The organism is Micromonospora sp. NPDC000121 (assembly GCF_042899165.1).
Lineage (GTDB): Bacteria > Actinomycetota > Actinomycetes > Mycobacteriales > Micromonosporaceae > Micromonospora.
Genome location: NZ_JBIAZP010000002.1, coordinates 382,930 through 409,787, shown reverse-complemented (window position 1 = coordinate 409,787; position 26,858 = coordinate 382,930). Strand labels below are relative to the sequence as shown.

The 26,858-nt window shown below is 73.6% G+C and carries 23 protein-coding genes and 1 pseudogene; 12 read left to right on the top strand and 12 right to left on the bottom strand.

Translation table 11 applies throughout. The features are described from left to right. Nucleotides 1-127: 127 nt before the first annotated feature. Nucleotides 128-511: an Rv2175c family DNA-binding protein gene (locus tag ACFY23_RS07950; RefSeq protein ID WP_350687141.1), complete on the bottom strand. Its 384-nt coding sequence runs from the start codon at nucleotides 509-511 to the stop codon at nucleotides 128-130. Nucleotides 512-675: 164 nt separating this feature from the next. Between ACFY23_RS07950 and pknB the strand changes: the two genes are divergently transcribed. Together pknB and ACFY23_RS07940 are read left to right on the top strand one after the other, a co-directional pair. Then, complete coding sequence (pknB, locus tag ACFY23_RS07945; RefSeq protein WP_350819055.1) at nucleotides 676-2,670, top strand: Stk1 family PASTA domain-containing Ser/Thr kinase; 1,995 nt, start codon at nucleotides 676-678, stop codon at nucleotides 2,668-2,670. Nucleotides 2,671-2,707: 37 nt separating this feature from the next. Next, on the top strand, nucleotides 2,708-3,625 hold the full coding sequence (locus tag ACFY23_RS07940) for a deoxyribonuclease IV (protein WP_350683723.1): 918 nt from the start codon (nucleotides 2,708-2,710) through the stop codon (nucleotides 3,623-3,625). A gap of 166 nt (nucleotides 3,626-3,791) precedes the next feature. Here the strand turns inward: ACFY23_RS07940 and ACFY23_RS07935 are convergent, their stop codons facing one another. The 4 genes from ACFY23_RS07935 to ACFY23_RS07920 all read right to left on the bottom strand — a co-directional run bounded on the left by ACFY23_RS07935 (nucleotide 3,792) and on the right by ACFY23_RS07920 (nucleotide 8,693). Beyond that, on the bottom strand, nucleotides 3,792-4,811 hold the full coding sequence (locus ACFY23_RS07935; protein WP_350683721.1) for a GntG family PLP-dependent aldolase: 1,020 nt from the start codon (nucleotides 4,809-4,811) through the stop codon (nucleotides 3,792-3,794). Nucleotides 4,812-4,920: 109 nt separating this feature from the next. Continuing rightward, on the bottom strand, nucleotides 4,921-6,327 hold the full coding sequence (locus ACFY23_RS07930; protein ID WP_350683712.1) for a class II 3-deoxy-7-phosphoheptulonate synthase: 1,407 nt from the start codon (nucleotides 6,325-6,327) through the stop codon (nucleotides 4,921-4,923). 87 nt (nucleotides 6,328-6,414) lie between these two features. After that, nucleotides 6,415-6,897 carry a hypothetical protein gene (locus tag ACFY23_RS07925; protein ID WP_350683710.1) on the bottom strand — a complete coding sequence of 161 codons (483 nt, stop codon included), beginning with the start codon at nucleotides 6,895-6,897 and terminating at the stop codon, nucleotides 6,415-6,417. A gap of 209 nt (nucleotides 6,898-7,106) precedes the next feature. Then, a complete protein-coding gene (locus tag ACFY23_RS07920; RefSeq protein ID WP_350683708.1) occupies nucleotides 7,107-8,693 on the bottom strand; it encodes a glycosyl hydrolase family 18 protein in 1,587 nt (528 codons plus the stop codon). Between the two features lie 164 nt (nucleotides 8,694-8,857). Between ACFY23_RS07920 and ACFY23_RS07915 the strand changes: the two genes are divergently transcribed. From ACFY23_RS07915 to ACFY23_RS07900, 4 genes are all read left to right on the top strand, one after another. Further along, the gene (locus tag ACFY23_RS07915) at nucleotides 8,858-9,352 is read left to right on the top strand and encodes a glutathione peroxidase (protein ID WP_350683706.1); all 495 of its coding nucleotides are present in this window, start codon (nucleotides 8,858-8,860) and stop codon (nucleotides 9,350-9,352) included. Nucleotides 9,353-9,583: 231 nt separating this feature from the next. Continuing rightward, on the top strand, nucleotides 9,584-10,258 hold the full coding sequence (locus ACFY23_RS07910) for an NAD(P)-binding domain-containing protein (protein WP_350683704.1): 675 nt from the start codon (nucleotides 9,584-9,586) through the stop codon (nucleotides 10,256-10,258). Nucleotides 10,259-10,460: 202 nt separating this feature from the next. After that, nucleotides 10,461-11,753, top strand: coding sequence for a DUF1343 domain-containing protein (locus tag ACFY23_RS07905; RefSeq protein WP_350683702.1), 1,293 nt, complete (start codon nucleotides 10,461-10,463; stop codon nucleotides 11,751-11,753). A 246-nt stretch (nucleotides 11,754-11,999) separates the two neighbouring features. Then, nucleotides 12,000-12,593 carry a flavoprotein gene (locus ACFY23_RS07900; RefSeq protein WP_350683700.1) on the top strand — a complete coding sequence of 198 codons (594 nt, stop codon included), beginning with the start codon at nucleotides 12,000-12,002 and terminating at the stop codon, nucleotides 12,591-12,593. A gap of 66 nt (nucleotides 12,594-12,659) precedes the next feature. Here ACFY23_RS07900 and ACFY23_RS07895 read toward each other — a convergent pair whose 3' ends face one another. Further along, a complete protein-coding gene (locus ACFY23_RS07895) occupies nucleotides 12,660-13,619 on the bottom strand; it encodes a YafY family protein (RefSeq protein WP_350683698.1) in 960 nt (319 codons plus the stop codon). A gap of 61 nt (nucleotides 13,620-13,680) precedes the next feature. Between ACFY23_RS07895 and ACFY23_RS07890 the strand changes: the two genes are divergently transcribed. Beyond that, nucleotides 13,681-14,265: a DinB family protein gene (locus ACFY23_RS07890; RefSeq protein ID WP_350683696.1), complete on the top strand. Its 585-nt coding sequence runs from the start codon at nucleotides 13,681-13,683 to the stop codon at nucleotides 14,263-14,265. 1 nt (nucleotide 14,266) lies between these two features. Then, nucleotides 14,267-14,704: a VOC family protein gene (locus ACFY23_RS07885; protein ID WP_350683694.1), complete on the top strand. Its 438-nt coding sequence runs from the start codon at nucleotides 14,267-14,269 to the stop codon at nucleotides 14,702-14,704. Nucleotides 14,705-14,849: 145 nt separating this feature from the next. Here ACFY23_RS07885 and proC read toward each other — a convergent pair whose 3' ends face one another. From proC to ACFY23_RS07865, 4 genes are all read right to left on the bottom strand, one after another. Next, a complete protein-coding gene (gene proC / locus ACFY23_RS07880; protein ID WP_350683692.1) occupies nucleotides 14,850-15,668 on the bottom strand; it encodes a pyrroline-5-carboxylate reductase in 819 nt (272 codons plus the stop codon). Nucleotides 15,669-15,740: 72 nt separating this feature from the next. Beyond that, nucleotides 15,741-16,769: a 6-phosphofructokinase gene (locus ACFY23_RS07875; protein ID WP_350683719.1), complete on the bottom strand. Its 1,029-nt coding sequence runs from the start codon at nucleotides 16,767-16,769 to the stop codon at nucleotides 15,741-15,743. 176 nt (nucleotides 16,770-16,945) lie between these two features. Then, the gene (locus tag ACFY23_RS07870; protein WP_350683690.1) at nucleotides 16,946-17,449 is read right to left on the bottom strand and encodes a pyridoxamine 5'-phosphate oxidase family protein; all 504 of its coding nucleotides are present in this window, start codon (nucleotides 17,447-17,449) and stop codon (nucleotides 16,946-16,948) included. 63 nt (nucleotides 17,450-17,512) lie between these two features. Beyond that, nucleotides 17,513-18,007, bottom strand: coding sequence for a polyadenylate-specific 3'-exoribonuclease AS (locus ACFY23_RS07865; RefSeq protein WP_350683717.1), 495 nt, complete (start codon nucleotides 18,005-18,007; stop codon nucleotides 17,513-17,515). 382 nt (nucleotides 18,008-18,389) lie between these two features. Here ACFY23_RS07865 and ACFY23_RS07860 point away from each other — a divergent pair. Continuing rightward, nucleotides 18,390-19,083, top strand: a pseudogene (locus ACFY23_RS07860) (Crp/Fnr family transcriptional regulator). Nucleotides 19,084-19,178: 95 nt separating this feature from the next. On the opposite strand, the gene ACFY23_RS07855 reads toward ACFY23_RS07860, so the two are convergent. Beyond that, nucleotides 19,179-19,379, bottom strand: coding sequence for a hypothetical protein (locus ACFY23_RS07855; protein WP_350683688.1), 201 nt, complete (start codon nucleotides 19,377-19,379; stop codon nucleotides 19,179-19,181). A 190-nt stretch (nucleotides 19,380-19,569) separates the two neighbouring features. Here ACFY23_RS07855 and ACFY23_RS07850 point away from each other — a divergent pair, with 190 nt between their 5' ends. Beyond that, complete coding sequence (locus ACFY23_RS07850; RefSeq protein ID WP_350683715.1) at nucleotides 19,570-23,109, top strand: adenylate/guanylate cyclase domain-containing protein; 3,540 nt, start codon at nucleotides 19,570-19,572, stop codon at nucleotides 23,107-23,109. A gap of 77 nt (nucleotides 23,110-23,186) precedes the next feature. On the opposite strand, the gene ACFY23_RS07845 is transcribed toward ACFY23_RS07850, so the two are convergent. Further along, nucleotides 23,187-23,888, bottom strand: a complete 702-nt coding sequence (locus ACFY23_RS07845) for a lysophospholipid acyltransferase family protein (RefSeq protein WP_350683686.1) — start codon at nucleotides 23,886-23,888, stop codon at nucleotides 23,187-23,189. A gap of 483 nt (nucleotides 23,889-24,371) precedes the next feature. On the opposite strand from ACFY23_RS07845, the gene ACFY23_RS07840 reads away from it, so the two are divergent. Then, nucleotides 24,372-25,223 carry a DUF308 domain-containing protein gene (locus tag ACFY23_RS07840; RefSeq protein ID WP_350683684.1) on the top strand — a complete coding sequence of 284 codons (852 nt, stop codon included), beginning with the start codon at nucleotides 24,372-24,374 and terminating at the stop codon, nucleotides 25,221-25,223. Nucleotides 25,224-25,403: 180 nt separating this feature from the next. Then, a complete protein-coding gene (locus tag ACFY23_RS07835) occupies nucleotides 25,404-26,822 on the top strand; it encodes a trehalose-6-phosphate synthase (protein WP_350683682.1) in 1,419 nt (472 codons plus the stop codon). Nucleotides 26,823-26,858: the final 36 nt, after the last annotated feature.

Sequence of the window (26,858 nt, the reverse complement as noted above, 5' to 3'; positions counted from 1 at the left end):
GCGACGCGATCTTGCACTTTCGGCCCGCGCCTTGTCCCCGATGCCCCGATTCGTCGGGGCATAACGTGCAAGATCGCGGGGATTTAGGGGCGGGAGGGGCCGGCGGGAAGGGGGAGGGCGGGGAGGGTCAGAAGCCGAGGGCCTGGGCGCGTCGCTTGACCTCGCGGGCCTGGTCGCCGCCGAGCGCCTTCGCCGGGGTGGCGCCGGGAAGGGTCTCGTCCGGCTCGTAGAGCCAGCGCAGCGCGGCCTCGTCGTCGTAGCCGGCGTCGGCCAGCAGGTTGAGCACGCCGGGCAGGTGCTTGAGCACGGTCTTGTTGGCCACCAGGTCGGTCGGGATCCGGCGGACGCCGTCGCGGCGCACCGCGATCAACTCGCGGTCCCGGATCATCTGGTGCACCTTGCTGATCGACACGTCGAGGCGCTCGGCCACGTCCGGCAGGGTCAGCCAGTCGGTGGGGCCGGCGGTCTCGGGGGCGGGCACGGCCCGGTCGGCGGGTACGGAGTCGGTCACCCGACCACCCTGCCATGCCCCTGCCGGCCGGAGCCAACGGCACCCCGATGAGGCCGCCGAGCAGGGCCGATAGGCGACGCGAGTGCGGCGGGAAGCCTGCTGTCGCAGCCCGGCTGTAGCATCCTGTTCAACCTTGACCCTCCGGGCACATAGACTCCCTGCCGATGGACACACAGGTCGCCGACACGTTGCTGGGCTCGCTGATCGACGGGCGCTACCGCATCCGCGGTCGCGTGGCTCGTGGCGGCATGGCGACCGTGTACACCGCCACCGACGAGCGCCTCGAGCGCACCGTGGCGGTCAAGATCATTCATCCGTCCCAGGCGCCCGAGGCCCAGGCCCGGGCGGCGGGCTTCGTGGAGCGGTTCACCGACGAGGCGAAGACGATCGCCCGGCTGACCCACCCGAACGTGGTCGCGGTCTACGACCAGGGCACCCACGCCGGCCTGCCCTACCTGGTGATGGAGTACGTCCGCGGCCGTACCCTGCGCGACGTGCTCACCGAGCGGCGTCGGCTCGACCCCGACGAGGCGCTGGCCATCGCCGAGCAGATGCTCGCCGCGATCGCCGCCGCGCACCGGGCCGGGCTGGTGCACCGCGACGTGAAGCCGGAGAACGTGCTGGTCGCCGAGGCACCCACCGGCGGCCCGGCCAACCTCGTCGACAGCGTGGTCAAGGTCGCCGACTTCGGGCTGGCCCGGGCGGTCGAGGCGAGCGCCGACGACGAGAACGGCAACCAGCTGATGGCCACGGTCGCGTACGTCGCCCCGGAGCTGGTCACCGAGGGGCATGCCGACCCCCGCACCGACGTCTACTCCGCCGGCATCGTGCTGTTCGAGATGCTCACCGGCCGGGTGCCCTACGACGGGGACCGGCCGGTCGACGTCGCCTGGCAGCACGTCGACCGGGACGTCCCGGCACCGTCGACGCTGGTGCCCGGCCTGCCCAAGGCGCTGGACGACCTGGTCGCCCGGGCCACCCGGCGTGATCCGGGCGCCCGGCCGACCGACGCGGGCGCGCTGCTGGCCGAGGTGCAGGTGGCCCGGGACGACCTGGGCAACGCGAACACGCGTACCGCCGTGTTGCGCCGGGTGACCGACGAGCCGGCGGTGGCCCAGCCGACGATGGTGGTGGCGGCGGTCCAGCCGGCCGAGCGGCCGGCCTGGGCCCGGCTGCCCGACGGCGGCGCTCCGCGGGCGGGCCGCCGCCGGGCCGCCGCGGCCGAGGAGGGCGAGAGCCTGTGGTCGCGGCTGTCCGCGCTGCGCGCCAAGGTGATGGGCAACCCGCGGGGCCGGATGGCGGTCATCGCCGCCGTGGTGGTGCTGTGCCTGGTGGCCGCGGGGGGCGGCTGGTGGTTCGGGGTCGGCCGCTACACGGTGGCACCGCAGCTGGTGACCCTGAGCAAGGCCGACGCGGAGGCGCAGGCCGCCCGCGCCGGCTTCACCCTCGCCTACGCCGAGCCGCGCTACGACGAGAAGGTCCCGAAGGACGGCGTCCTGGCGCAGAATCCGGTCTCCGCCGCCCGGATCCTCAAGGGCGGCACGATCACCCTGACCCTCTCGCTGGGGCCGGAGCGTTTCCCGGTACCCGACGTCGTCGGCAAGGAGTTCGAGCTGGCCGAGGCGGACCTGCTCGACGCGAAGCTGGTGGTGGCGAAGGGCACCGCCCGCTACGACGACAACCTGCCCGCGAACGTGGTGGTGGACACCAACCCGAAGGTGGGCACCGAGGTCAAGCCCGGCGACAAGGTCACCGTGATCCTGAGCAAGGGCAAGGCCCCGATCTCGGTGCCGAACCTGGCCGGCAAGAGCCTCGCCGAGGCCCGGACGATCCTCGCCCAGCTGGGCCTGGTGCTGGTGGAGCCGCCCACCTACAAGGACTCCGACAAGCCCAGGGACGAGGTCCTCGGGCAGAGCCCGGCGGACGGCACCGGGGTGGAGCGGGGCGCCAAGGTCACGCTGGAGGTCAGCAAGGGCCCGCCGCTGGTCCCCGTGCCCCGGGTCATGGACCTGCCGTGCCAGCAGGCCAAGCAGGTGCTGGAGAGCCAGGGCTTCCCGGTGGTGATCCAGTTCAACCCAAACGGCATCACCCGCTTCCAGAACCCGCCGGAGAACACGCAGGTGCCGCCGGGCACCCAGGTCACCATCGGGTGCCTGTGAGGATGCCGGAGCACCACAGATGACGGCACAGGACGAGATGACGGCACAGGACGGGACGACGGCACCGGACGGGACGACGGCACCGGACGGGACGACGGCGCGGCACCGGCCGGTCGGCTCGCACACCCCCACCTCGGGCGGCCTGGCGAAGGCGGCCCTGCCGTACGCCGACGCGGCCGGCTCGCAGGTCGTGCAGGTCTACGTCTCCAACTCCCGGGGCTGGGCGCTGCCGGCCGGCGACCCGGCCCAGGACGCGCTGTTCCGCGACGGCTGCGGCGAGCGGGGCCTGCCGGTCTTCATCCACGCGTCGCTGCTGGTCAACCTCGGCTCCCCCACGGCGAACACGGTCGAGCGCTCGGCGGAGACGCTGGCCCACGCGCTGCGCCGGGGCCGCGCGATCGGCGCCGAGGGCGTGGTCTTCCACGCCGGCAGCGCGGTCGGCGAGGGTCACGCCGAGGTGGCGATGCGGCAGGTCCGCGAAACGCTGCTGCCGCTGCTCGACGAGGCGGCGGCGTCGGGCGGCCCGCGGCTGCTGGTCGAGCCGAGCGCGGGCGGCGGGCGGTCGCTGGCCTCCCGGGTGGAACAGCTCGGGCCGTACCTCGAAGCCGTGGAGGGGCACCCCTGGCTCGGGGTCTGCTTCGACACCTGCCACGCGTGGGCCGCGGGGCACGACCTGGCCGCCGAGGGCGGCATGACCGCGACGCTGGACACTCTGGTGGCGACGGTCGGGGCCGGGCGGCTGCGGCTGGTGCACGCGAACGACTCGAAGGACCTGTGCGGCTCCACCCGGGACCGGCACGAGAACATCGGCAAGGGCACCATCGGCGAGCCGGCGTTCGCCGAGCTGATGGCGCACCCGGCCACAGCCGGCGTCCCGGTCGTCGTGGAGACCCCGACGGAGAAGCACGTCGGCCACGCCGCCGACATCGCCACCCTCAAACGCCTGCACCCCTGACCCGCCAAGCCCAATCGGGGCTCCCCGCCCCGATCGGGGTTGATCAAGAAGTTTCGGCGAGAATCCGTAGCCGGGAAGACGCAAACTTCTTGATCAACCGCCTCCCGCACGCCGCCGACCCCACCGTGGACAGCGAGGGGCGGCGCAACCGGCAGCGCTCGGGGCGTCAGCCCCGGAGGATGCGGGTGACGACCTCGATGGCGCGGTCGATGCCGGCGTCGTCGACGTCCATGTGAGTGACGAGGCGGGCGACGCGGGGGCCGAGCACCGACACCAGGACGCCCTCGGCGCGGGCGGCGGCGGCCAGGGCGTGCGCGTCCAGCGGCGCCTTCGTCAGGTCCAGCGGCACCAGGTTGGTCCGGACCGTGCCGGCCAGCACCCCGAACGGGGCGATCGCCTCGGCGAGCCGGGCCGCCTTGGCGTGGTCGGCGGCGAGCCGGTCGACGTGGTGGGCCAGCGCGTACCGGCCGGCGGCGGCCAGGATGCCGGCCTGCCGCATCCCACCACCCATCCGCTTGCGGACGAACCGGGCCCGCTCGATCCGCTCGGCGCTGCCGACGACCAGCGAGCCGACCGGCGCGCCGAGCCCCTTGGAGAGGCAGACCGACAGGGTGTCGAAGAGGGCGCCGTACTCGGCCAGCGGCACGCCGTCGGCGACGTGCGCGTGCCAGATCCGGGCGCCGTCGCAGTGCAGCGCCACCTGCGCGTCGTCGGCGACCCGGCGCAGCTCGCGCAGGGTGGCCAGCGGGATGACCCCGCCGCCGCCCCGGTTGTGGGTCTGCTCCACGGCGATCGCCCGGGTGGGCACCGCCCAGTAGCCGTCCGGTCGGATCATGGCCGCTACCGCGTCCGGGTCGATGTCCGCGCCGACCGCCGGCCAGGTCCGCGAGGAGATGCCGCCGTACGCGGCGGCGGCCCCGATCTCGTACGTGACCACGTGCGCGTCGGCGTCGCAGAGCAGCTCGTTGCCGGGCGGCACCAGCAGTTGCAGGGCGATCTGGTTGGCCATCGACCCGGTCGGGGCGAACAGCGCCGCCTCGTGCCCGAAGAGCGCGGCGACCTCGGCCTCCAGCGCGTTGACCGTCGGGTCCTCGCCGTAGACGTCGTCGCCGACCTCGGCGGCGGCCATCGCCTCCCGCATCCCGGGAGTCGGCCGGGTGACGGTGTCCGAACGCAGGTCGATCATGTCTTCGCTCGCGACTGCGGGGCTCGCAAGCTCACTCCTCGCGCTCGCAGGCATCTCTTCGCTCGCGACTGCGGGGCTCGCAAGCTCACTCCTCGCGCTCGCAGGGAGCTCAGCCACGCAGCATCTCCGCCACCAGGAAGGCCAGCTCCAGCGACTGCTGAGTGTTCAGTCGCGGGTCGCAGGCGGTCTCGTACCGGTCGGGCAGGTCCAGGTCCTCGATGCCCTGCGCGCCGCCGAGGCACTCGGTGACGTCCTCACCGGTCAGCTCGACGTGCAGGCCGCCGGGGTGGGTCTCCAAGCCCCGGTGCACCTCGAAGTAGCCGAGCACCTCGTCGACGATGCGGTCGAAGTGCCGGGTCTTGTAGCCGTTGGACGACTCGTGCGTGTTGCCGTGCATCGGGTCGCACTGCCAGACCACCTTGGCGCCGGCGGCGGTCACCTTGGCGACGATCGGCGGCAGGGCGTCTCGGACCTTGTGGTTGCCCATCCGGCTGATCAGGGTGAGCCGGCCGGGGATGTTGTCCGGGTTGAGCTTCTCGCAGAGCTCGATCGCCTCGTCCGGCGTCGTGGTGGGGCCGAGCTTGACCCCGATCGGGTTGGCGATGCGGGAGATGAAGTCGATGTGCGCGCCGTCGATCTGCCGGGTGCGCTCGCCGATCCACAGGAAATGCCCGGACAGCCCGTACGCCCGGCGGTCGGAGACGCGGGTGAGCGCCCGGTCGTACTCCAGGGCGAGGGCCTCGTGGGAGCAGTAGAGGGTGACCGTGCGCAGGGCCTCGTCGTCGGTCATCCCGCAGGCGCGGATGAACGCCAGCGCCCGGTCGATCTCCCGGGCGATCGCCTCGTAGCGCTCGCCGGCCGGCGAGTTCTTGACGAAGCCCTTGTTCCAGTCGTGCACCGCGTGCAGGTCGGCCAGCCCGCCGGCCAGGTACGCGCGGAGCATGTTCATCGCGGCGGCCGAGTTCGCGTACGCCCGGATCATGCGCTGCGGGTCGGCGGCCCGCGCCTCCGGCGTGGCCTCCAGCGAGTTGATCATGTCACCGCGGTAGGCCGGCAGCCCGCGCGCGTCGGTCGGCAGCGACCGCGGCTTGGTGTACTGCCCGGCGACCCGGGCGACCTTGACCACCGGCAGCGAGGCGCCGTAGGTGAGCACGATCGCCATCTGGAGCAGGGTGCGGGCGTTGGCCAGCAGGTGGCTCTCGGTGTTGTCGGCGAAGGTCTCCGCGCAGTCACCGCCCTGGAGCAGGAACGCCTTGCCCTCGCAGACCAGCGCGAGCCGCTGGCGGAGCTGGTCGACCTCGTAGGGCGCCACCACCGAGGGCACGGTGTCGAGCACCTTGCAGACCTCGGCGACTTCGGCCGGGTCCGGCCACGGCGGGGTCTGCGCGCGGGGCAGCTCCCGCCAGCGGTCGAGGCCGAGGGCCGCGTCCTCGGCGGAGTCGATGGTCGGGCGGCTGGTCTGCAGCCCCGGGCTGCCCACCGCGGGATGGCTCAGCTGATGCCACTCATGGCGCATGACAGAAAGCGTACGGCGAACGGACGGGCGGCCGACCGGCGGAGGGCAGGGTTCCGGCAGGTGAGAGATGACTCACCGGAGCGCAGGTCAGGGCGTCGCGGCCGGCGCCGGGGTGTGGCCGCCCGGCGCCTCGGCGGCGATGCACCAGTCGGCGCCGTCGCGGGTGACCGTGAACAGCAGCGGCCGGGTGATCGTGCGGGAGCCGGCGGTGACCGAGACCGTGGTGCTGACCTCCTGGCCCTGCGGGCCCGGACGGATGTCGGTGATCTCGGCCTGGGGGACGGTGAAGTGGTCGGCGAAGTCGCCGTTCGGTCCGGTCGCGGCGGCGTCGAAGCCCTCCTGGAGGACGGCGCAGAGCTGGCTGCGGCCGGCCGCGACGTCCTTGGCGGCCATCGCGTCGAGGTACGCCTGCACCCGCTCCCGCGACTTGGCGGCGGCCTCCTCGGCCGGGGCCCGCCCGGGCTTGGTCGCCGGGTCCTCCTCCGTGCCGATGCCGCAGCCGAGCAGGGCGAGGGGCAGGGTTCCGAGCAGCACGGCGCCCGCCGCGAGCCTCCCGTGCGTCGCGCGCATCGCCACCTCCGTCGCCGTGTACATCGAGCCCGTTGAGCGGCGAGTCTGTCACATCGACCGACGTGCCTGGCGGTCCGCCGCGCCGAACCGGTCCTTGACTGCCGCTCCCGTCCGGCGGCGCGGGATCGGGCACCCGGGGGCACGGCCGGGCGGGAAGGGACCGGTGCGTCCCTCCCCGCCGTATGGGGTGTGGTGCGTCGGCCCACGGTCTAGCCGAGACCGCCCTTGATGGCGCCAATCAGCTCGCCGTTGCCGGTGTCACCGGAGAGCTCCCAGAAGAACGCGCCACCGAGGCCCTGGTTCCTCGCGTACGTCATCTTGCCGTTGATGGTCGACGGGGTGTCGTAGCTCCACCAGTTGCTGCCGCACTTGGCGTACGCGGTGCCGCCGACGGTGCCCGTCGCCGGGCAGCTGTTCTTGAGCACCTTGTAGTCCTCGATGCCCTGCTCGTAGGTGCCCGGGGCGGGCCCGGTGGCAGTGCCGCCCGGAGCCGTCTGGGTCACCCCGGTCCAGCCCCGGCCGTAGAAGCCGATGCCGAGCAGCAACTTGTTGGACGGGATGCCCTTGCCCTTGAGCTTCTGGATCGCCGCGTCGGACCAGAAGCCCTGCTGCGGGATGCCCGGGTAGGAGTGGAGCGGCGAGTGCGGGGCGGTGGGGCCCTGCGCGTTGAAGGCGCCGAAGTAGTCGTACGTCATCGGCATGATCCAGTTGAGGTACGTCGCGGCGCCCGCGTAGTCGGTGGCGTCGATCTTGCCGCCGTTGCTGCCGTCCGCCGTGATCGCGGCGGTGACCAGCGCCGACGGGCCGAACTTCGTGCGCAGCGCGCCCACCACGTTCCGGAAGGCGTTCGGGCCGCTGGAGTCGCAGGTGAGGCCGCAGGCGTTCGGGTACTCCCAGTCGACGTCGATGCCGTCGAAGACGTCCGCCCAGCGCGGGTCTTCGACCAGGCTGTGGCAGGACTCCGCGAAGGCGGCCGGGTTCTGCGCGGCCTGGGTGAAGCCGCCGGACCAGGTCCAGCCGCCGAAGGACCAGATCACCTTCAGGTGCGGGTACATCTTCTTGAGCTTGCGCAGCTGGTTGAAGCTGCCGCGCAGCGGCTGGTCCCAGGTGTCGGCGACGCCGTCGACGCTGTCCGCCGCGGTGTACGCCTTCTCGTAGTCGGCGTAGCTGTCGCCGATCGTGCAGCGGCCGCCGGTGGTGTTGCCGAAGGCGTACAGGATGTGGGTCAGCTTGGCGGCCGAGCCGCTGGTGTGGATGTTCTTGACGTGGTAGTTGCGGGCGTAGACGCCCCACTGCGCGAAGTAGCCGACGACCTTCTTGCCGCCCGGGTCCGGCGGCGGCGTGGTGGGCGGCGGGGTGGTCGGCGGCGCGGTGGTGGTGGGCGGCGGGGTGCTGCCGCCGCCGCACGGCGCGCCGTTGACGGTGCAGTTCAGCGGCGCCCGGTACGCGCCGGTGCCGTTGTAGCCCCAACTGAAGGTGGCGCCGGGCGCGAGCGGGCCGGCCCAGCTCTTCTTGACCGCGACGTAGTGGTCGCCGGTGCGCGTGACGTCGGCGTCCCACGCGCTGCTGATGCTGGTGCCCGACGGCAGGTCGAACTCGATGCGCCAGGTGCTCACCGAGGCGCTCGACCCGTTGGTGATGGTCACCCGCGTCTCGTGACCGGTCCCCCAGTCCTGCACCTTGGCGAAGGCGGCGGTCACGCTGCCGGCGCCGAACGCGCTGGCCAGCGGGACCGTGGCGGCGGTCACCGCCATGACGGCGCCGACCCAGAGGGCCCGGCGGAGCGATCTCTTCATGTGGCGCCTCCCAAACAGTTAGGAAACTTTCCAATATGTTGCTGGAACGCTACTCACGCCGTCATCACTTCGTCAAGATGTGCATGTATCGATTCCCGCCGGGAGCGTCGTCCGCTTCCGCCGGGCCCCCGCGCGCGCCCGGCGGCGACGCGTAACCTCGGCCCATGACCGTCTTCGACACCCGCATCGACGCCCTCACCGGCGGCCCGGCCGACCTCGCGCAGTACCGCGGACGCGCGCTGCTGGTGGTCAACGTCGCCTCCCGCTGCGGCCTCACCCCGCAGTACGCCGACCTCCAGGCGCTGCACGACGAGTACGCCGACCGGGGCCTGGTGGTGCTCGGCGTGCCCTGCAACCAGTTCGCCGGCCAGGAGCCGGGCACGCCCGAGGAGATCAGCGACTTCTGCCAGGTCAACTACGGGGTGACCTTCCCGCTGACCGAGAAGGTGGACGTCAACGGCCCCGACCGCCACCCCCTCTACGCCGCGCTGGTGGACACCGCCGACGCCGAGGGGCACAGCGGTGACGTCCGGTGGAACTTCGAGAAGTTCCTGGTCGCGCCGGACGGCACGGTCGCGGCCCGGTTCGCGCCGACCGTCCGGCCCGACGCGGCCGAGCTGCGCGCCGCGATCGAGAAGGTGCTGCCCCCGACGGCCTGACCACCGCCCGGCACCCGCCCGGCTCCTCCGTGGACGGACCCCCGCCGCCGGGGCCGTCCGGCAGGCGTTGCGTCGAAACCCGTCCCCCGCGCGGGGTCGGCAGTACGTTGGGCGGACGGGCCGCCGATCGCCGCCGCCGGCCGCGGTCCCTGCCGCCGACGCGGCGACGGCGGGAATTGTCGACCGCGCTGATAGGGAATACGGCCGCGGCGAACGGAGTTGGGGACCGACATGACAACTGTGGGACTGATCGGCAGTGGACACATCGGCGGGACGGTGGCGCGGCTGGCGGTGGCCGCCGGCTACGACGTGGTACTGAGCAACTCGCGCGGCCCGGAGACCCTCAAGGACCTCGTCGAGGAGCTGGGTCCGCGCGCGCGGGCGGCCACCCCGGCGGAGGCGGCGGAGGCCGGCGACCTGGTGGTCGTCACCATCCCGCTCAAGGCGTACCGGGACGTGCCGGTCGAGCCGCTGGCCGGCAAGGTCGTGCTGGACACCAACAACTACTACCCGGAGCGGGACGGCGCCTTCCCCGAGCTCGACGCCGGCTCCGTCACCAGCAGCGAGCTGCTGCAACGGCACCTTCCGCGGTCACGGGTGGTCAAGGTCTTCAACAACATCTTCTTCAAGCACCTGCACGCGCTGGCCCGGCCCGCCGGCGCCGCCGACCGCAGCGCGTTGCCGCTCGGCGGCGACGACGCGGGCGCGAAGGCCGAGGCCACGGCCTTCCTCGACCGGATCGGCTACGACGCGGTCGACGCCGGGACGCTCGCCGAGAGCTGGCGCTACCAGCCGGACACGCCGGCGTACGGGATCATCTACTCGGCCGACCCGGCGAACTGGGAGCGCGAGGCGCCGGCCGACGCCGCCACGGTACGCGCCGCCCTGGCCGCCGCCACCCGCTGAGCGCGCCGCGGCGGCGGTGCGCCGCGGCGGCGGTAGACGGACGCTGACCGGCACCGACCAGCGGGGCGGTGCCGGTCAGCGCGACGGCGCTGGTCAGCGGGGCGGCGCCGGGACATCGCCAGCCCCGTCGCCATGTAGCTAACCTTCCTTGACGAGGCATCAATGTGTAGCTAAGTTTCGACGCAACCGACGGGAGGTCGACATGGAGCGCAGGAAGTTCCTGGCCGGTGCGGGTGCGGTGACCGCGGGCGCGGTCGCGGCGGCGGCCCCCGGCGCGCCCGGCCACGCGGTGCCCGGCATCCGCCGCGTGGAGACCGGCCTCGACGTCCTCGTCGGGTCCGACTTCGCGGACCTCGCCGGCCAGCGGGTCGGCGTGATCTCCAACCCCACCGGGGTGGACGCGTCCTACCGCCACCTGGTCGACCTGATGCACGCCTCGGACGCGGTGCGACTGGCCGCGGCGTTCGGCCCCGAGCACGGCTTCCGCGGCTCGGCGCAGGCCGGCGGCAGCGAGGGCACCGGCGTCGACGCCCGCACCGGGATCACCGTCTACGACGCGTACGGGGCCTCCCAGGCCAGGTGGGAGACCATGTTCACCGAGGCCGGTGTCGACACCGTCGTCTTCGACATCCAGGACGTGGGCGCCCGCTTCTACACGTACATCTGGACGATGTACACCTCGATGGTGGCCGCCGCCCGGGTCGGCAAGCGGTACGTCGTGCTGGACCGGCCGAACCCGGTCGGCGGCCGGGCCTACGGGCCGATGATGACGCCTGCCTACACCTCGGGCGTGGGCCTGAAGGAGATCGTCCAGCAGCACGGGATGACCGTGGGCGAGCTGGCCGGGTTCTTCAACGCGGAGTTCCTGCCCGCCGCGGCGGGGCGGCCCGTCGACCTGCACGTGGTCCGGTGCCGGCACTGGAAGCGCGACAAGCTGGCCGTCGACACCGACCTGCCCTGGGTGATGCCCAGCCCGAACATGCCCACCCCGGACACCGCGCTGGTCTATCCCGGCACCGGCCTGTTCGAGGGCGTCGCCTCGCTCACCGAGGGCCGGGGCACCTGCAAGCCGTTCGAGCTGATCGGCGGCCTGGCCGACGACTTCGACTACCACTGGTCCGACCGACTCAACGCGCGCGACCTGCCTGGCGTCGAGTTCCGCGAGGCGTACTTCACGCCGACGGCGGCGGGGCAGAAGCCGGCACTGCTCAACAAGCTCTGCGCCGGCGTGGAGGTGAAGGTCGTCGACCGGACGACGTACGACCCGATCCGGACGGCGGTCGCGATGCTGGTGGAGGCGCGCAAGTACCCGGCGTTCGCGTGGCGGAGCGACTCGTGGGACGCCGCGCGACCGTACTGGGTGGACAAGCTGACCGGATCGCCGCGGCTGCGCACGATGATCGACGCGGGCGCCGACGTGGCCGACGTGGTCGGCGCATGGGCCGACGAGCTGGCCGAGTTCGACCGGCGGCGGGCGTCCCACCTGCTCTACTAGGGACGTCCGGCTGACCCGGCGCTCAGCTACTCGGCGGCCCGCCGCCACCGGTCCGGCCGGTTCACCGGAAACGGGCTCACGTCGGCGACCGGCTCGATACTCTCGGCTCTCGGGATCCCCCACGGACATCCGGAGCCACTCGATCGGCGAGATCGCCGGTGACGCAGGCGATCGACGTCCCGCCGCACGGCCGGCGGCATCTCGCCACGACTGGCGCGCGGGACACGTCACGCCGATAGGAGCGTCATGCCCGGGAAGTCACGATCGCCTGTCCTGCACCTCGTGGTCTGCGGCGCCGAGCCCGCCGCCGGACTTGCCCCGTTCGTCGCGGCCTGTCGGAACCTGAGCTGGGAGGTCCACGTCATCGCCGCCCCGGACGCGACGAGCGCGATCGACCGGGCCTCGCTCGCCGAGCTAACCCACCATCCGGTCCACGAGGAGGAGCAGCCGGAGACGCTGTACCCGCTGCCGCCGGCCGACGCCTACGCGGTCGCGCCGGCCAGCTTCGACCTGGTCAACAGGTGGGCGTACGGCCTCAACGACAACCGGGCCCTGCGGCTGCTGAACGAGGCGACCGCCGTCGGCCTGCCGGTCGTCGTCGTGCCCGCCCCGGAGCCGGCGCTCGCCCGGCACCCCGCCTTCCTGGAGAGCCTGGCGCGGTTGCGGCACTGGGGCGTGACGGTCACCGGGTCCGCCGAGACGGACGACGTCGCCGATCCGTTCCCGTGGCACGCCGCCGAGCAGGTGGTCTCCGCCTGGACGCGGTTCGCCCGGGTCCCCGCGCAGGCCGGCGCGGGCCGGCCGCACCGCGCCGACGACCTGGCGCTGCAGTCCGGCTGACCGCCCCGGACCCGTGCGGTCGGCGCCGACGCCCCTCCGCCGGCCGGACTGCCGTCGAGCCCGGCGTCAGCCGCTCCCGGCCATCGCCGCGAGGCGGCGGGCGAGCAGGGCGACGGCCTCCCGCAGCTCCGGGGGCTCCAGCACCTCCGCCTCGAAGCCCAGCCGGGCCACGTGCACGGCGAGCCAGTCCAGGTTCTCCCCGCCGACGACGAGCACGCACCACCCGTCGGCATCGTCCTCGACGCGCCCCACCTGGGGCGGCACCAGCTCCCGCACCTGCTCGGCCCGGGCGTGCACCCGCACCCGGGCGAGATACCGGTACGGCGCCTCGGCCACGGACCGCTGCACGTAGGCGACCGGGTCCGGATGCTCCCCCGCCCGGAAGCGCCAGGTCGTCGCCGCCACCTCGCGCATCCGGTCCAGCCGGAAGGTGCGCCAGTCGTCGCGGTCGACGTCCCGGGCCATCAGGTACCAGCGGCGGCCGGTGGCGACCATCCGCACCGGCTCGACCGTGCGCTCGCGCTCCCCGCCGTCGCGGCCGGCGTACCGGAACCGCACCCGCACGGCGTCGCGGCAGGCCCGCGCGAGCGTCACCAGCAGCTCCGGGTCGATCTCGACCCCGGGGCCGACCAGGGTCTCGGTGGCACCGTGCACCGCCCGCACCTCGGCGCGCAGCCGGGGCGGCATCACCTGGTCGAGCTTCGCGAGCGCCCGCAGCGCCGCCTCACCCGCTCCGGCGACCGTGCCCCCCGACGCCAGCCGCAGGGACACCGCCGTCGCGATCGCCTCCTCGTCGTCGAGGAGCAGCGGCGGCAGCCGGGTGCCGGCGCCGAGCTGGTAGCCGCCGCCGACGCCCGCCGTCGCGTGCACGGGGTAGCCGATCGCCCGCAGCCGCTCCACGTCCCGGCGCACCGAGCGGTCGGTGACCCCCAGCTCGGCGGCCAGCTCGGTGGCGGTCCAGGACGGCCGCCGCTGCAGCAGCGCCAGCAACCGCAGCACCCGCTCGGTCGTCGCCTCGACGGTCACGCGCTCATCGTTCCACAGATCACGGAACGATCCTGTCCGCTATCTGCGGGAGGCTGGGACCATGACCGACCAGACCTGGAATCCCCTGCTCCGGGACCAGCTCGCCTGGCACTGGACCCGCCAGCTACGCGATCGCCTCGACGGGCTCACCGACGACGAGTACTTCTGGGAGCCGGTGCCCGGCTGCTGGAGCGTGCGCCCGCGCGGCACCGGCGCCGCGCCGGTGCGGGCCGGGACCGGCGCGATGACCATCGACGTCGCGATGCCGGAGCCCGCCCCGCCACCGTTCACGACGATCGCCTGGCGGCTCGGGCACGTGATCGTCGGCGTGCTCGCCATGCGCAGCGCCGCGCACTTCGGTCGCGCGCCCACCGACTACCAGACGTTCGGGTACGCCGCGACCGCGACCGCGGCGCTGGCCCAGCTCGACACGGAGTACGCCACGTGGCTCGCCGGGGTCGAGTCCCTCGGCGAAGCCGGCCTCGCCCGCCCGTGCGGGGCGGCGGAGGGACCGTACGCCGAGCGTCCGCTGGCGGCGCTGGTGCTGCACGTCAACCGCGAGCTGATCCACCATCTGGCCGAAGTGTGCCTGCTGCGCGACCTGCACCTGCACACTCGTCAGCAGATCCGACAGGAGGCGAGCTGAGATGGCGCGTGACGTCCAGATCACTTTCGACTGCGCCGACCCGGCCGGGTTGGCGGCGTTCTGGGCCGAGGCCCTCGGTTACCGGTTGCAGGCCCCACCCGGGGGCTTCGAGTCGTGGGAGCAGGCACTGGAGGCGATGGGCGTGCCGCCCGAGAACCGCAACGACGCCTCGGGGTTGGTCGACCCCGAGGGCTCCCGGCCGCGGCTGTTCTTCCAGCGGGTGCCGGAGGGGAAGCAGGCCAAGAACCGCGTGCACCTCGACGTGCGCGCCGCCCCCGGGCTCGAGAGCGACGCGCGGATGGCGGCCCTGGAGGCAGAGGCCGAGCGGCTCGTGTCCCGCGGCGCCACCCGGCTCAGGCGCCACGAGCCCGATCCCCCGCTCGGCAGCGGTCACATCGTGATGGCCGACCCCGAGGGCAACGAGTTCTGCCTCGACTGACCAGCCGCGCGGCGGGGCCGGCGACATCGGCGCGGTCCGGACCGCGTCGGCCCCTCCGTGTCGCTCCCACCGGCCGACAGCCGGGTCGCTCCCACCGGCCGACAGCCCGGGTCGGAGCCCCGGCCTGCGTCGAGGTCGGACCAGGTCAGTCGGCCTGGGCGGCCAGCTCGCGGGCCCGGTCCCGGGCGGCCTCGAGCGCGGCGAGCAGCGCCGCGCGTACGCCGTGCTTCTCCAGCTCGCGCACGGCGGAGATGGTGGTGCCGGCCGGCGAGGTGACCGCCTCGCGCAGCTTCACCGGGTGCTCGCCGGAGTCGCGCAGCATCACCGCGGAGCCGATCGCGGTCTGCACGATCAACTCGTGCGCGACCTGCCGGGGCAGGCCGAGCAGGATGCCCGCGTCGATCATCGCCTCGACCAGGAGGTAGAAGTACGCCGGCCCGGAGCCGGACAGCGCGGTCACCGCGTCCTGCTGCGACTCGGGCACCCGGATGGTCGAGCCGAGCGGTTTGAACATCTCCTCGGCCAGCGCGAGGTGCGCCCCGGTGGCGTGCGCGCCGGCGGAGATCGCGGTCATCGCCTGGTCGACCAGGGCGGGGGTGTTGGTCATCACCCGCACCACCGGGGTGCCGTCGGGCAGCCGCCGGTTGAAGAAGCTGGTCGGCAGGCCGGCGCAGAGCGAGATCACGAGCTTGTCGGCGGGCACCTTCGGCCCGATCTCCTCCAGCAGCGCGGCCGCGTCCTGCGGCTTGACCGAGACGGCGAGCACCTCGGCCTCGTCCACCGCGGCCAGGTTGTCCACCACCCGTACGCCGTAGCGGGCGGTCAACTCCTCGGCGCGGGCGGGCCGGCGGGCGGTGGCCAGCAGCCGGTCCACCGGCCATCCCGAGCGCAGCAGCCCGGAGAGCATCAGCTCACCGATCTTGCCCGCCCCGATCACCGCGACCGTGTGCACCCCGGACGACATCGCCGACTTACCCCCTCCTGCGTGGGCGACGGCGCGGCGGCCCTGCGGCCCGCCACGCCGTCGACACCTCGATCAGCTGCCGAAGAAGACCTCGGCCTCGGCGTACCGCTCCAGCGGCACGGTCTTCAGCTCGCGGGTGGCCTCGGCGAGCGGAACGCGGACGATGTCCGTGCTCTGCATGGCGACCATCTTGCCCCAGTCGCCCTCGTGCGCGGCGTCGATGGCGTGCAGGCCGAGCCGGGTGGCGAGCACCCGGTCGAACGCGGTCGGGGTGCCGCCGCGCTGGATGTGCCCGAGCACGACCGTGCGGGCCTCCTTGCCGGTCTTGGCCTCCAGCTGCTCGGCGAGCCACTGGCCGATGCCGCCGAGGCGGACGTGGCCGAACGCGTCGAGCTCCTGGTTGTGCAGCACCATCTGGCCGTCGAGCGGCTGGGCGCCCTCGGCGACCACCACGATCGGGGCGTACTGGTGCTGGAAGCGCTTCTCGACGTAGCCGGCGACCTGGTCGACGTCGAACTGCCGCTCCGGCAGCAGGATCACGTTGGCGCCGCCGGCCAGGCCGGCGTGCAGGGCGATCCAGCCGGCGTGCCGGCCCATCACCTCGACCACGAGGGTGCGGTGGTGGCTCTCGGCGGTGGTGTGCAGCCGGTCGATGGCCTCCATCGCGATGTTGACCGCGGTGTCGAAGCCGAAGGTGTAGTCGGTGGCGCCGAGGTCGTTGTCGATCGTCTTCGGCACGCCGATCACGTGGACGCCGAGCTCGTGCAGCTTGGTGGCCACGCCGAGGGTGTCCTCGCCGCCGATCGCGATGAGCGCGTCGACGCCCTGCGCGGCGAGGTTGTCCTTGATCCGCTCGACGCCGTTCTCGATCTTGAAGGGGTTGGTCCGAGAGGAACCGAGGATGGTGCCGCCGCGCGGCAGGATGCCGCGGACCTCCGCGATGCCCAGCGGGCGGGACAGGCCCTCCAGGGGGCCCTTCCAGCCGTCCCGGAAACCCACGAACTCGTGGCCGTAGCTGGCGACGCCCTTGCGGACCACCGCCCGGATGACCGCGTTGAGACCTGGGCAGTCGCCGCCGCCGGTGAGCACGCCGATACGCATGATCTGCTCATCCTCCTGGAGCATCAGGTAAGCCCGATTTGCCCCAGGATATGTGTCAGATCAGACCATCGGCGCCGTTGCCGGCCCGGGGCGGGCCGTCAGTGCGCACTGTAGTCGCCGAAGGTGTACGCCGGCATCGCGCCCCGGCCGGTCCCACCGCCCGGTCGACCTACCGCTCAGTAGGTGATCTCGCGGTTCTCCCCCGCCTTCGGCGGCTTACCGGTCACCGCCGCCTTGGCGTAGCCGAACAGGTTGACCACGGTGCTCGACGGCGAGTCCCAGTACTCGGCGGAGCCGGCGTGCACCTTGATCAGCGTGATCCCGGGGGTGTCCAGCCCGTCCGGGAACCAGGCCCTGAGCAGCGGATTCCACAGCTCCTCGGCCTTCGCGCGGTCGTAGCCCTCCCGGGCGGTGCCGGAGATCGAGACCCAGGCGTTGCGCTTCGAGTCGGAGAAGGCGACACTGACCTCGGGGTTGACCCGGATCTGCCGCACCTTGGCGGAGTCGGCGTACGCGAAGAACCAGAGGTCCCCGTCGAACTCCGCCTCCTGCAGGCCCATCGGCCGACTCACCATGCGGCCGTCCACGGCGATCGTCGTCAGCATGCAGATCCGGGCCTCCCGGACCAGCTCCGTGACCCGGCGCCGGGCGTCGGCGGCGCTGCTCGGTTCGTTGCTCATGGGACCACTCCCTCGCATCGGCTCGCTTGCGCACCGTGCCCGGGACAGAACCGACCAAACCTACTAACCGGTCATCGCGCGCCAGCGCGCCAGGTTGTGCCGGGCGTCGACCAGCGCGTCGTGCCGGGCCGACGCGGCGTCCGGCAGCGGTGGCCGGCCCCGGTCGTCCCAGAGCTGGCGCAGCTCCTTGGTGAACCGGGGGATCTCCCGGGGCAGCGCCGGCATCGCCCCCCACAGCTGCGCGAGGACCACGTGGTCGTACGCGGCGTACCAGGCCCAGAGCTCCAACTGCTCGCCCGGCCGGTCCCTGACCGGCTCGACGAGGAAGTCGTACAGCTCGTCGCGGATGCGCTGCCGGGACCGCCACGCGCGGTCCGCCGGGGACGGCAGCTTGTCGAGCACGTTGCGGCGCACCCAGGGCACGGCCCGCGAGTCGTCGAACTCGGTCGAGACGGCGTAGAACTCGCGGCCGTACTCGTCGACGACGCCGATCGACACCAGGTCGACGATGCGGCCGTCCTCGATGAACTCGCAGTCGTAGAAGTAGCGGTAGACCATCAACCGCCATCCTCGCCCACGCCGGCCCCGTGCCGGCGACCGGGGTTGCCGCGCCCGGCCGCCGGCGGCACCGGGGCCCGCCGGGCGGGCGCGAGGGTGGTCCCGCCCCCCGCGTCCGCCGACCGTGGCACCGGTGCGACCGGATCCGCCCCCGCCCCCCGGCGGCCTCGCCCGGGAACCGGATCCGACTCCCACGATGCCGGTCGTCGCAGCTCGGGAGTGTCACGGAAGTGATTTGAGGGGTGTACAGCAAGCGACAGGAGCGTCATGATCTGATGTGTACCGCTACCGGACGCCGAACCGGTGTCAGTTCACCTCGTCGAGGGCCTTCAGGTTCACCCGGTGAGCGAGTTGTGGTCCTGGACCGGGGAGGGGTTGGGCCGTGGAGATGCGCCTGCCGGAGCCGGGTGACGCGCTCACGGGTGTGGAGATGTTCGCCGGGCTCGAGCCGGAGGTCCGGCAACGGGTGATCGCGGCGGCCGTCCCCCGCACGTACCGCAAGGGTCAGTTGCTGTTCGTCGAGAACGACCCCGGCGAGTCGCTGATCGTGCTGCGCCGGGGCGCGGTGGCCGTCTTCCGCACCGCGCCGACCGGCGAGCGCGCCGTGCTGTCGGTCATCCGCCCGCCCGACGTGCTGGGCGAGGTCTCCCTGCTCGACGCGTCCACCCGCTCGGCCTCCGCCGAGGCGATCGAGGACTGCGCGGCGCTCGCGCTGTCCCGGGGGGGCGTTCATGGAGCTGGTGCACTCCAACCCGCGCATCCTCGACGCGGTGATGCGCTCGCTGGGCGGGCTGATCCGCCGGCTCACCGAGCAGAACGCCGACCACGTCTTCCTGGACCTGCCCGGCCGGGTCGCCAAGACGCTGGTGCGGCTGGCCGGCGAGAGCCAGGCCCCGATGATCACGATCGAGCTCAACCAGAGCCAGCTCGCCGAGATGGCCGGCGGCTCGCGGCAGAGCGTCAACCAGGCGATCGGGTCGTTCGCCAACCGCGGCTGGCTGCGCACCGAGGGCCGCCGGATCGTGGTCACCGACGTCGCGGCGCTGCGCCGCCGCGCCGGCATGAGCGACCGCTGAGACGTACGCGCCCCGGGCCCGCCTCGCGCGGCCCCGCCGACGGCGCGAAAAGGGGCCGGAGCGGCTGCTCCGGCCCCTTTTCAAGCTCTGGGGTGTCAGGGCGTGGCGCTGCCCGGCCCGGCCCAGTTGGTCGTGCTGCCCGGCCCGGCCCACTCGGTGCCGTCCTTGCTGCCGCCGGACTGCTCGCTGACGATCCCCTGCGCCTGGAGCGTCGCCAGCGTGGCGGCGTCCACGTCGACCGAGTCGCCCGCGAAGTGGCTCACCCCGTTGCTGTCGGTCCAGTCGCTCTGCAGCATCACGTACACCATCGGGTGTCCCCCCTGTGGTCGTTGTTCGACAAATCAGCCGCCTGACTGTAGCCGCAGGACCGGCCGGTGGACTGTCCACAAGCCAACAGCCCGGTACCCGACAGCTGGTGCCGGCGGTGATACTGGCACCGGAACGGCGCCGACCCCGGCGCCGGCGGGACCGCGAGGGGAGGGTGTCATCGCCACGCAGTGTGACCGCTGTGGACGCACGGCCGCCGCCGGCGACCGCTTCTGCGGCGGCTGCGGCAACGAGCTCGGCGCGGTGTGTCCGCACTGCCTCCGCCCGCTCGCCCGGGACGTGGCGTTCTGCACCTCCTGCGGCGCGCCCCGCCCGGGCGCCGACCGGCGGGCGGCACCTCCCCAGGAGGACCGCCGGCGGGTCAGCGTGCTCTTCGTCGACCTGATCGACTTCACCCCGTACGTCGAGCGGGCCGACCCGGAGCTGGTCCGCGGCATGCAGACGGGATTCTTCTCGGCCGCCCGCCGGGTCGTCGGGCAGTACGGCGGCGTGGTGGAGAAGTACATCGGCGACGCGGTGATGGCCCTGTTCGGCGCGCCGGTGGCGACCGAGACCGACGCGCTGCGCTGCGTCCGGGCCGGCCTGGAGCTGCAACGGGTGCTGACCCGGTTCACGCCCACCGGCGCGGACGCGCTGCGCTTCCGCGTCGGCGTGGCCACCGGCGAGGCGCTGGTGGACGTGGCCGCCGCCCGCGACGGCGGGCAGGCGATCGTCGCCGGCGACGTGGTCAACACGGCCTCCCGGATGCAGTCCGTCGCGCCGCCCGGCGGGGTGCTGGTCTGCGGCACCACCTACGCGCTCACCCGGGACACCATCCGCTACTCGGAGCAGCCGCCGGTCATGCTGCGCGGGCGGTCGACGACGACCGAGGTGTGGCTGGCCCTCTCCCCCGTGCGCCGGCAGCCCACCGACCGGCAGCCGGACACCACGCCGCTCATCGACCGGGAACACGAGCTGGGGATGCTGGTCAACGCCCTGCACCGGTCGCTGCGCGACCGCCGGCCCCAGGTGGTGACCGTCTTCGGCCGGGCCGGGCTCGGCAAGAGCCGGCTGGTGCGCGAGCTGTACCGGCACGTGGACCGGCTGGTCGACGAGCCGCTGACCTGGCGTACCGGGCGGTGCCCGCCGTTCGGCGAGAACGTGACGTTCGCGGCGCTGGCCGACATCGTCAAGGCCGAGGCCGGCATCCTGGACACCGACCCCGCGTCCACGGCCGCCCAGCGGCTCGCCTCGGCCGTCGGCGAGCTGGTCGGCCCGGGTGAGCGGGAACGCCTCGTGGACGCGCTGCGGCCGCTGGTCGGCCTGCCGGGAACCCCGCTGCCGGCCGAGGAGACCGAGTCGGCGTGGCGGCGCTTCCTGCTGGCGCTGGCCGCGCGCCGGCCGACCGTGCTGGTCTTCGAGGACCTGCACTGGGCCGACGACGCGATGCTGCGCTTCGTGGAGCTACTCGGCGCCGCCGCCCGCGACGTGCCGCTGCTGCTGCTCTGCACCGCCCGGCCGGAACTGGTCGACCGGGACCCGAGCTGGGCGGGGACGATCACGGGCTCGGTGACCATCACCCTGCCGCCGCTGCGGGACACCGGCATCGCCTCGCTGTACGCCCACATGTTCGGCCAGGCGGCGTTCTCCGCCGACATGCTGACGCCGCTGGTCGAGGTGGCCGGCGGCAACCCGCTCTACGCCCACGAGTACGTGCGGATGCTCATCGAGCAGGGCGCGCTGCGCCAGTCCGGGCGGGGCTGGTCGCTGGAGAAGCACCTCGACCTGCCCATGCCGGAGAGCGTGCACGCCGTCATCGCCAACCGGATCGACCTGCTCGACGCCAAGGAGCGCACGGTGCTGCTGGCCGCCGCCGTGGTGGGCGTGCAGTTCTGGCCGGGCGCGGTGGCCGCCGCCCTGGGGCAGCCCGTCGAGTCGGTGGAGCGCGCGCTGCGCCGGCTGGAGCAGCGCGACTTCGTGCACGAGCAGGCCGCCTCGACCATGGCGGGGCAGCCGGAGTACCGGTTCCGGCACGTGCTGGTGCGCGACGTGTGCTACCAGCGGCTGCCCCGCACCGAACGGGTGGCGCGGCACGAACGCACGGCGGAGTGGCTGGACACGCTGTCGCAGAGCCGGGACACCGATCTGGCGGAGGTGCTCGCCCATCACCGCTGGGCGGCGCACGAGATCGCCCGGACGCTGGGCATGGACACCGCCCGGTACGCCGGCGCCGCCCGCGCCGCCCTGCACCGGGCGGCCCGGCGGGCGTACGCGCTGCACAGCCTCGACGTGGCGGCGAGCCACGCCGGCCGGGCGCTCGGGCTGGCCGACGAGTCCGACCCCGTCGGCCGCCTCCAGCTGGAGCTGCTCAGCACGGAGATCTCGTTCTACCGGGACGGCAACGCCTTCCTCTCCGGCGGCGGTTCGGAGCAGGTGCAGGCGCTCGCCGACCGGCTGCTGTCGCACGGCGACGACGCCTGCGCGGCGCGCGCCTGGACGCTGCTCGGCCAGGCCGCGTGGCTGCGCGCCGACCGGGCCGCCGCGCTGGCCTGCCTGGACCGGGCCGTCCAGCTCTTCGCCCCGCTGCCCGACAGCTCCCAGAAGGCGGACGCCTACGCCGAGCTGGGCCGGCTGCACATGCTGAACTACGAGCGGGACCCGGCGGTGGCCGCGGCCGACCGGGCGGCGGAGATCGGCGAGCGGCTGGGGCTGACCGAGACCCGCACCAACGCCCGGATCACCTCCGCCACCGCCCGCTACCAGGCGGGCGACCGGTCCGGCCTGGACGAGCTGCACGCGATCGTCGAGGTCAGCCGCGCCGGCCAGCTGATCGCCCTGCCCCGGGCCATCCAGAACCTGGCGTACGCCGTCCGGGAGGAGGGCGACTGGCTGCGGTCGGACGCTTTGCTCTCGTCGTCGCCGGCGCGTACGGCCAGCGGGCAGACGCTGACCACCAGCTACTCGGCGGAGGCGATGCGGGCCTGGTTCGACGGCGACTTCGGCCGGCTGCTCACCGCCGCCGAGGCGTTCGTGGACACCCCCACGGGAAGCTGGGACATGCAGGTCCGGGGCCTGCGCTCCTGCCTGCTGGTGCTGCGGGGCGAGCCGGTGCCGCCGGCCCGGTCCCCGGCCGACCCCGCCGCCGACGACGTCGCGGCCGCGCTGGACGCCGCCCGACGCAGCGGCTTCCACCGGCTGCACTGGACGATGCTGGCGATGGGCGCGCTCTGCCGGGCGTTGCAGGGACGCCGGGACGAGGCGGCGGCGCTGATCGACGAGCTGGCCACCTCCTGGTCGGCGGTGCCCGCCCTGGCCAGCGGCGAGTGGATCGCGGCGGCCGGGTACGCGGCCAGCCTCGCCGGGCGGGACGCGGCCGCCCGGGTGCGCGCGATGCTGGACCGGGTGGGCCACCGTACGCCCTGGTCGGAGGCGGCGCTGCGGACGGTGACCGGGGCGCTGGCCGCCGCGGACGGCGACCACCGGCGGGCCGCCGAGCTGCACCTGGCGGGCGCCGGGATCTACGCCGGCATCCCGGACGTGACCGACCGGATGCTGGCGCTCTCCTTCGCGGCCGCGGAGCTGAAGCTGGCCGGGGAGCCGACGGCCGGCCGCGCGGAGCTGACCGAGCTGCGCGCCTTCGCGCTGCGCAACGGCGCGCCGGGCCTGCTGGACCTCACCCGCCCACCGGCGGCCCCCGCCAACCCCGCCCTGGCCTGCTGACTTACCCGCCCGGGCCCGGGCGTGGCGCCCCGGCGTGAGGCGGTCCCGGCCCGGCGTCGCGACCCGCGCGCCCGGCGTCAGGCGGCGACGGGCTCGCGGGGCGTGGGGACCTGGGCCTTCGCCTTCTGCGCGTACATGTCGACGTACTCGCGGCCGGAGAGTTCCATCAGCTCGTACATGATCTCGTCGGTCACCGCGCGCTCCACGAACCGGTCACCGGACATGCCGGCGTAGCGGGAGAAGTCCAGCGGCGGGCCGAAGCGGATGCGGACCCGCTCGACCTTCGGGATGATCTTGCCGGGCGGCTGGATCTCGTCGAGGTTGAGCATCACCACCGGCACCACCGGGGCGCCGCTCTCCAGCGCGAGCCGGGCCACGCCGGTCTTGCCCCGGTAGAGCCGCCCGTCCGGCGAGCGGGTGCCCTCGGGGTAGATGCCGGCGACCCCGCCGGCCCGCAGCACCTTGAGCTGGGTGTCCAGCGCCGCCCGGGCCGCCCGGCCGCCGGAACGGTCCACCGGGATGGTGCCGGTGCCGACGAAGAACATCTTGGTCAGCCACCCCTTGATGCCCTTGCCGGTGAAGTACTCCGCCTTGGCCACGAAGGTGACCTTCCTCGGCACGATCAGCGGAGTGAAGATCGAGTCGGAGAAGGAGAGGTGGTTGCTGGCCAGGATCACCGGGCCGGCCGCCGGTACGTGGTGCAGGCCCTCCACCTGCGGGCGGAAGATCAGCCTCAGCAGCGGCCCGAGGACGACGTACTTCAGCAGCCAGTACAGCACCGGCGTCCTTTCCCGTGGCGTGGTCGCGACAGCACCCCGTCCCGCCCGGCGCCCCCGCCGAGCGGCCCTGTCGTCGACGAGCCTACGGAGCGCGGGCCGCCCACCACAACGGACGCCCGGCTCCGCTTGCGCTCACCGGCCGGGACCGAGGCCGAGCGTTCGTCCACCGGCACACAGACGTCGAGCGTACGGTCGTCACCCCAGGAGGAACGCTTCGACGCCTGCGCCAACAAGCACTTCCGTTGATCTTCGAATGCACAGTCGCCTCGGCCGTCTCACCTCGGCCGTACCGGACCGCGCAGTGTGCGCGCAAAGGGACAAAAACCCCCGCCCATCACCAGTGGCTCGGCAACTGACGGGCAAGACGCGACACAACGCACTCCCGGAACGGGGTGCCGACGTGTCACGATTCATGGCACGGTGCAGGGACGCCGAGGGGGCTCAGGCGACCGCGCCGCGGGCGCGTGATGAGGAGGATGTCCGGTGTCAGCGGGTGGGGCCCGCCGGGGACGGCGGGACAACGGGCTCGACGCGAGCGAGTACGCGGTCGCCGGCGACGTGGATCCGCGCGTCGGGGAGCACCTGCTCGACGTCCTCGCCGCCGGCGGGATTGCGGCCTACCTGCAGCCCTCGGCCGACCTCAACCCGGTCACCCGCACCACCACCGTCCCCGCCCGCCCCGTCGACCGGCTCTACGTCGACCGGTCGCACCTGACCACCGCGCGCGACTACCTGACCCAGCTCGCCGACGAGACGGCCACCGAGCGGTCCCGCGACGCGGAACCGGACATCGACGCCGAGTGGGCCCGGATCGTCGCCGGCTTCCACACCACCCCCGCGCCGGGCGACAATCCGTGGCCCGCCGCGGAGGACGTGGACGACCCGCCGGAGCCCACCCCGGGCCCGGTGACCCTCGCGGCGCCGGACGAGCCCGCCGGGCCGACCGCCACCGACGTGCGCCGGCTGCCGTACGCCGCGGACGTCTCGGGGATCTCCGTCGGCCGGGGCCGCCAGGACGAGCCGTCGCTGCTGGACGGGCTGGACACCTTCGGCACGGACCTGCCCGACGACGAGGACGAGGCGGACGACGAGCGCTACACCCCACCGCCGCCCCCGCCCCTGCCGCGCTTCTCCAAGTACACGGTGGTCGGCGTCCTGGCGATCGTGGTCGGCTTCGTGCTGTTCCTGTTCCCGTCGGTCTTCCCGGTGGCCGATCCCTCGGTCGTCAACCTGTTCGGTTTCACCGGCATCCTCGCCGGCTTCGTCGCGTTGATCTGGCGGCTGCGCCCCGGCGGCGACGAGGACCACGACCCGGACGACGGCGCGGTCGTCTGACCGCCACCCGACCGGAAGGCGACCGTCGCCCGCATGCCGGGACGGCCGCCCCACGCCGTGATCGTCACAGTGGTGTAACTTACTGTCAGTAGGAATACCGCTGTCCGTCACTTCCCTCGCTGACTGCCCGGTTGTTCCTCACTCGCGGCGGTCACTCCTCTGCGGATCGGAATGCCCGATATGCGACAGAGTTCCCTCGTGGTGGTCGCCAACCGCCTGCCCATCGACGACGGTGCGGCCCCCGACGGCGCGTGCGAGTGGCGCCGCAGCCCCGGCGGCCTGGTCAGTGCCCTGCATCCCCTGCTGCGGCACACCCCGGCGACCTGGGTGGGCTGGGCCGGCGGCACCGGGCCGGCACCCGCCGTGCCCGACGTGGACGGCGTCCGGATGCACGCCGTGCCCCTCAGCGGCGACGAGCTGCGCGACCACTACGAGGGCTTCGCCAACGCCACCCTCTGGCCGCTCTACCACGACTCCGTAGAGCAGCCGGAGCACCACCGGCGCTGGTGGGAGGCGTACCAGCGGGTCAACCAGCGGTTCGCCGAGTCGACCGCCCAGGTGGCCGAGCCCGGCGCGGTGGTCTGGGTGCAGGACTACCACCTCCAGCTGGTGCCCGGCCTGCTCCGGGCGCTCCGGCCAGACCTGCGCATCGGCTTCTTCCTGCACGTGCCGTTCCCGCCGCCCGAGCTGTTCATGCAGCTCCCCCGCCGCGCCGAGCTGCTGCGCGGCATGCTCGGCGCCGACCTGATCGGCTTCCAGCGGGCCCAGGCCGCGCACAACTTCGCCCAGCTGGTGGCGAAGGTGCTCCAGCTCCCCGCCACCGACCGTCAGATCGCCGTCGACGACCGGGTGGTCCGGATCGGCGCCTTCCCCGTCTCCATCGACACCGCGGAGATGGCCGCGCTCGCCGCCCGGCCCGACGTGGCCGACCGGGCCCGCCGGCTGCGCCGCGATCTCGGCAGCCCCGAGCAGGTGATCCTCAGCGTCGACCGGATGGACTACACCAAGGGCATCGAACAGCGCCTCAAGGCGTACAGCGAGCTGCTCGCCGCCGGGCACGTCAAGGTGCGCGACACCGTGCTCGTGCAGGTGGCGGTACCGAGCCGGGAACGGGTCGGGCAGTACCAGATCCTCCGCGAACGGGTGGAACGCGAGGTCGGGCGGATCAACGGCGAGTTCGGCCGGGTCGGTGAGCCGGCGATCCACTACCTGACCCAGCCGTTCGACCGCGCCGAGCTGGCCGCCCTCTACCGGGTCGCCGACGTGATGGCGGTGACCCCGCTGCGGGACGGGATGAACCTCGTCGCCAAGGAGTACGTGGCCGCCCGGGTGGACGACGCGGGCGCCCTGCTGCTCAGCGAGTTCGCCGGCGCCGCCGCCGAGCTGCCGCAGGCGTACCTGGTCAACCCGCACGACCTGGAGGGGCTCAAGCAGGGGCTGCTCTCGGCGCTGCGGGCGGGCCCCGACGACGTCGGCGCGCGGATGCGGGCCATGCGGGCGTACCTGCACCGGCACGACATCCGGGCCTGGGCCCGCTCCTACCTCTCGGCCCTGGACGAGAGCGGCTCGCTGCTCACCCGGCTGGGCGCCGTCGGCTGACGCCGGGAGTCGGGGGCCGCCGGTCGGGGCCCGGAG

Bases quoted from the DNA above. Each gene is read 5' to 3' on its own strand.
- ACFY23_RS07920 (WP_350683708.1), bottom strand. From the start codon at position 8,693: ATGAAGAGATCGCTCCGCCGGGCCCTCTGGGTCGGCGCCGTCATGGCG.
- ACFY23_RS07890 (WP_350683696.1), top strand. From the start codon at position 13,681: ATGACCGACCAGACCTGGAATCCCCTGCTCCGGGACCAGCTCGCCTGG.
- ACFY23_RS07835 (WP_350683682.1), top strand. From the start codon at position 25,404: ATGCGACAGAGTTCCCTCGTGGTGGTCGCCAACCGCCTGCCCATCGAC.
- ACFY23_RS07935 (WP_350683721.1), bottom strand. From the start codon at position 4,811: ATGATCGACCTGCGTTCGGACACCGTCACCCGGCCGACTCCCGGGATG.
- ACFY23_RS07870 (WP_350683690.1), bottom strand. From the start codon at position 17,449: ATGAGCAACGAACCGAGCAGCGCCGCCGACGCCCGGCGCCGGGTCACG.
- ACFY23_RS07910 (WP_350683704.1), top strand. From the start codon at position 9,584: ATGACAACTGTGGGACTGATCGGCAGTGGACACATCGGCGGGACGGTG.
- ACFY23_RS07915 (WP_350683706.1), top strand. From the start codon at position 8,858: ATGACCGTCTTCGACACCCGCATCGACGCCCTCACCGGCGGCCCGGCC.
- ACFY23_RS07905 (WP_350683702.1), top strand. From the start codon at position 10,461: ATGGAGCGCAGGAAGTTCCTGGCCGGTGCGGGTGCGGTGACCGCGGGC.
- ACFY23_RS07925 (WP_350683710.1), bottom strand. From the start codon at position 6,897: ATGCGCGCGACGCACGGGAGGCTCGCGGCGGGCGCCGTGCTGCTCGGA.
- ACFY23_RS07865 (WP_350683717.1), bottom strand. From the start codon at position 18,007: ATGGTCTACCGCTACTTCTACGACTGCGAGTTCATCGAGGACGGCCGC.
- pknB (WP_350819055.1), top strand. From the start codon at position 676: ATGGACACACAGGTCGCCGACACGTTGCTGGGCTCGCTGATCGACGGG.
- ACFY23_RS07900 (WP_350683700.1), top strand. From the start codon at position 12,000: ATGCCCGGGAAGTCACGATCGCCTGTCCTGCACCTCGTGGTCTGCGGC.
- ACFY23_RS07940 (WP_350683723.1), top strand. From the start codon at position 2,708: ATGACGGCACAGGACGGGACGACGGCACCGGACGGGACGACGGCACCG.
- ACFY23_RS07885 (WP_350683694.1), top strand. From the start codon at position 14,267: ATGGCGCGTGACGTCCAGATCACTTTCGACTGCGCCGACCCGGCCGGG.
- ACFY23_RS07875 (WP_350683719.1), bottom strand. From the start codon at position 16,769: ATGCGTATCGGCGTGCTCACCGGCGGCGGCGACTGCCCAGGTCTCAAC.
- proC (WP_350683692.1), bottom strand. From the start codon at position 15,668: ATGTCGTCCGGGGTGCACACGGTCGCGGTGATCGGGGCGGGCAAGATC.
- ACFY23_RS07855 (WP_350683688.1), bottom strand. From the start codon at position 19,379: ATGCTGCAGAGCGACTGGACCGACAGCAACGGGGTGAGCCACTTCGCG.
- ACFY23_RS07930 (WP_350683712.1), bottom strand. From the start codon at position 6,327: ATGCGCCATGAGTGGCATCAGCTGAGCCATCCCGCGGTGGGCAGCCCG.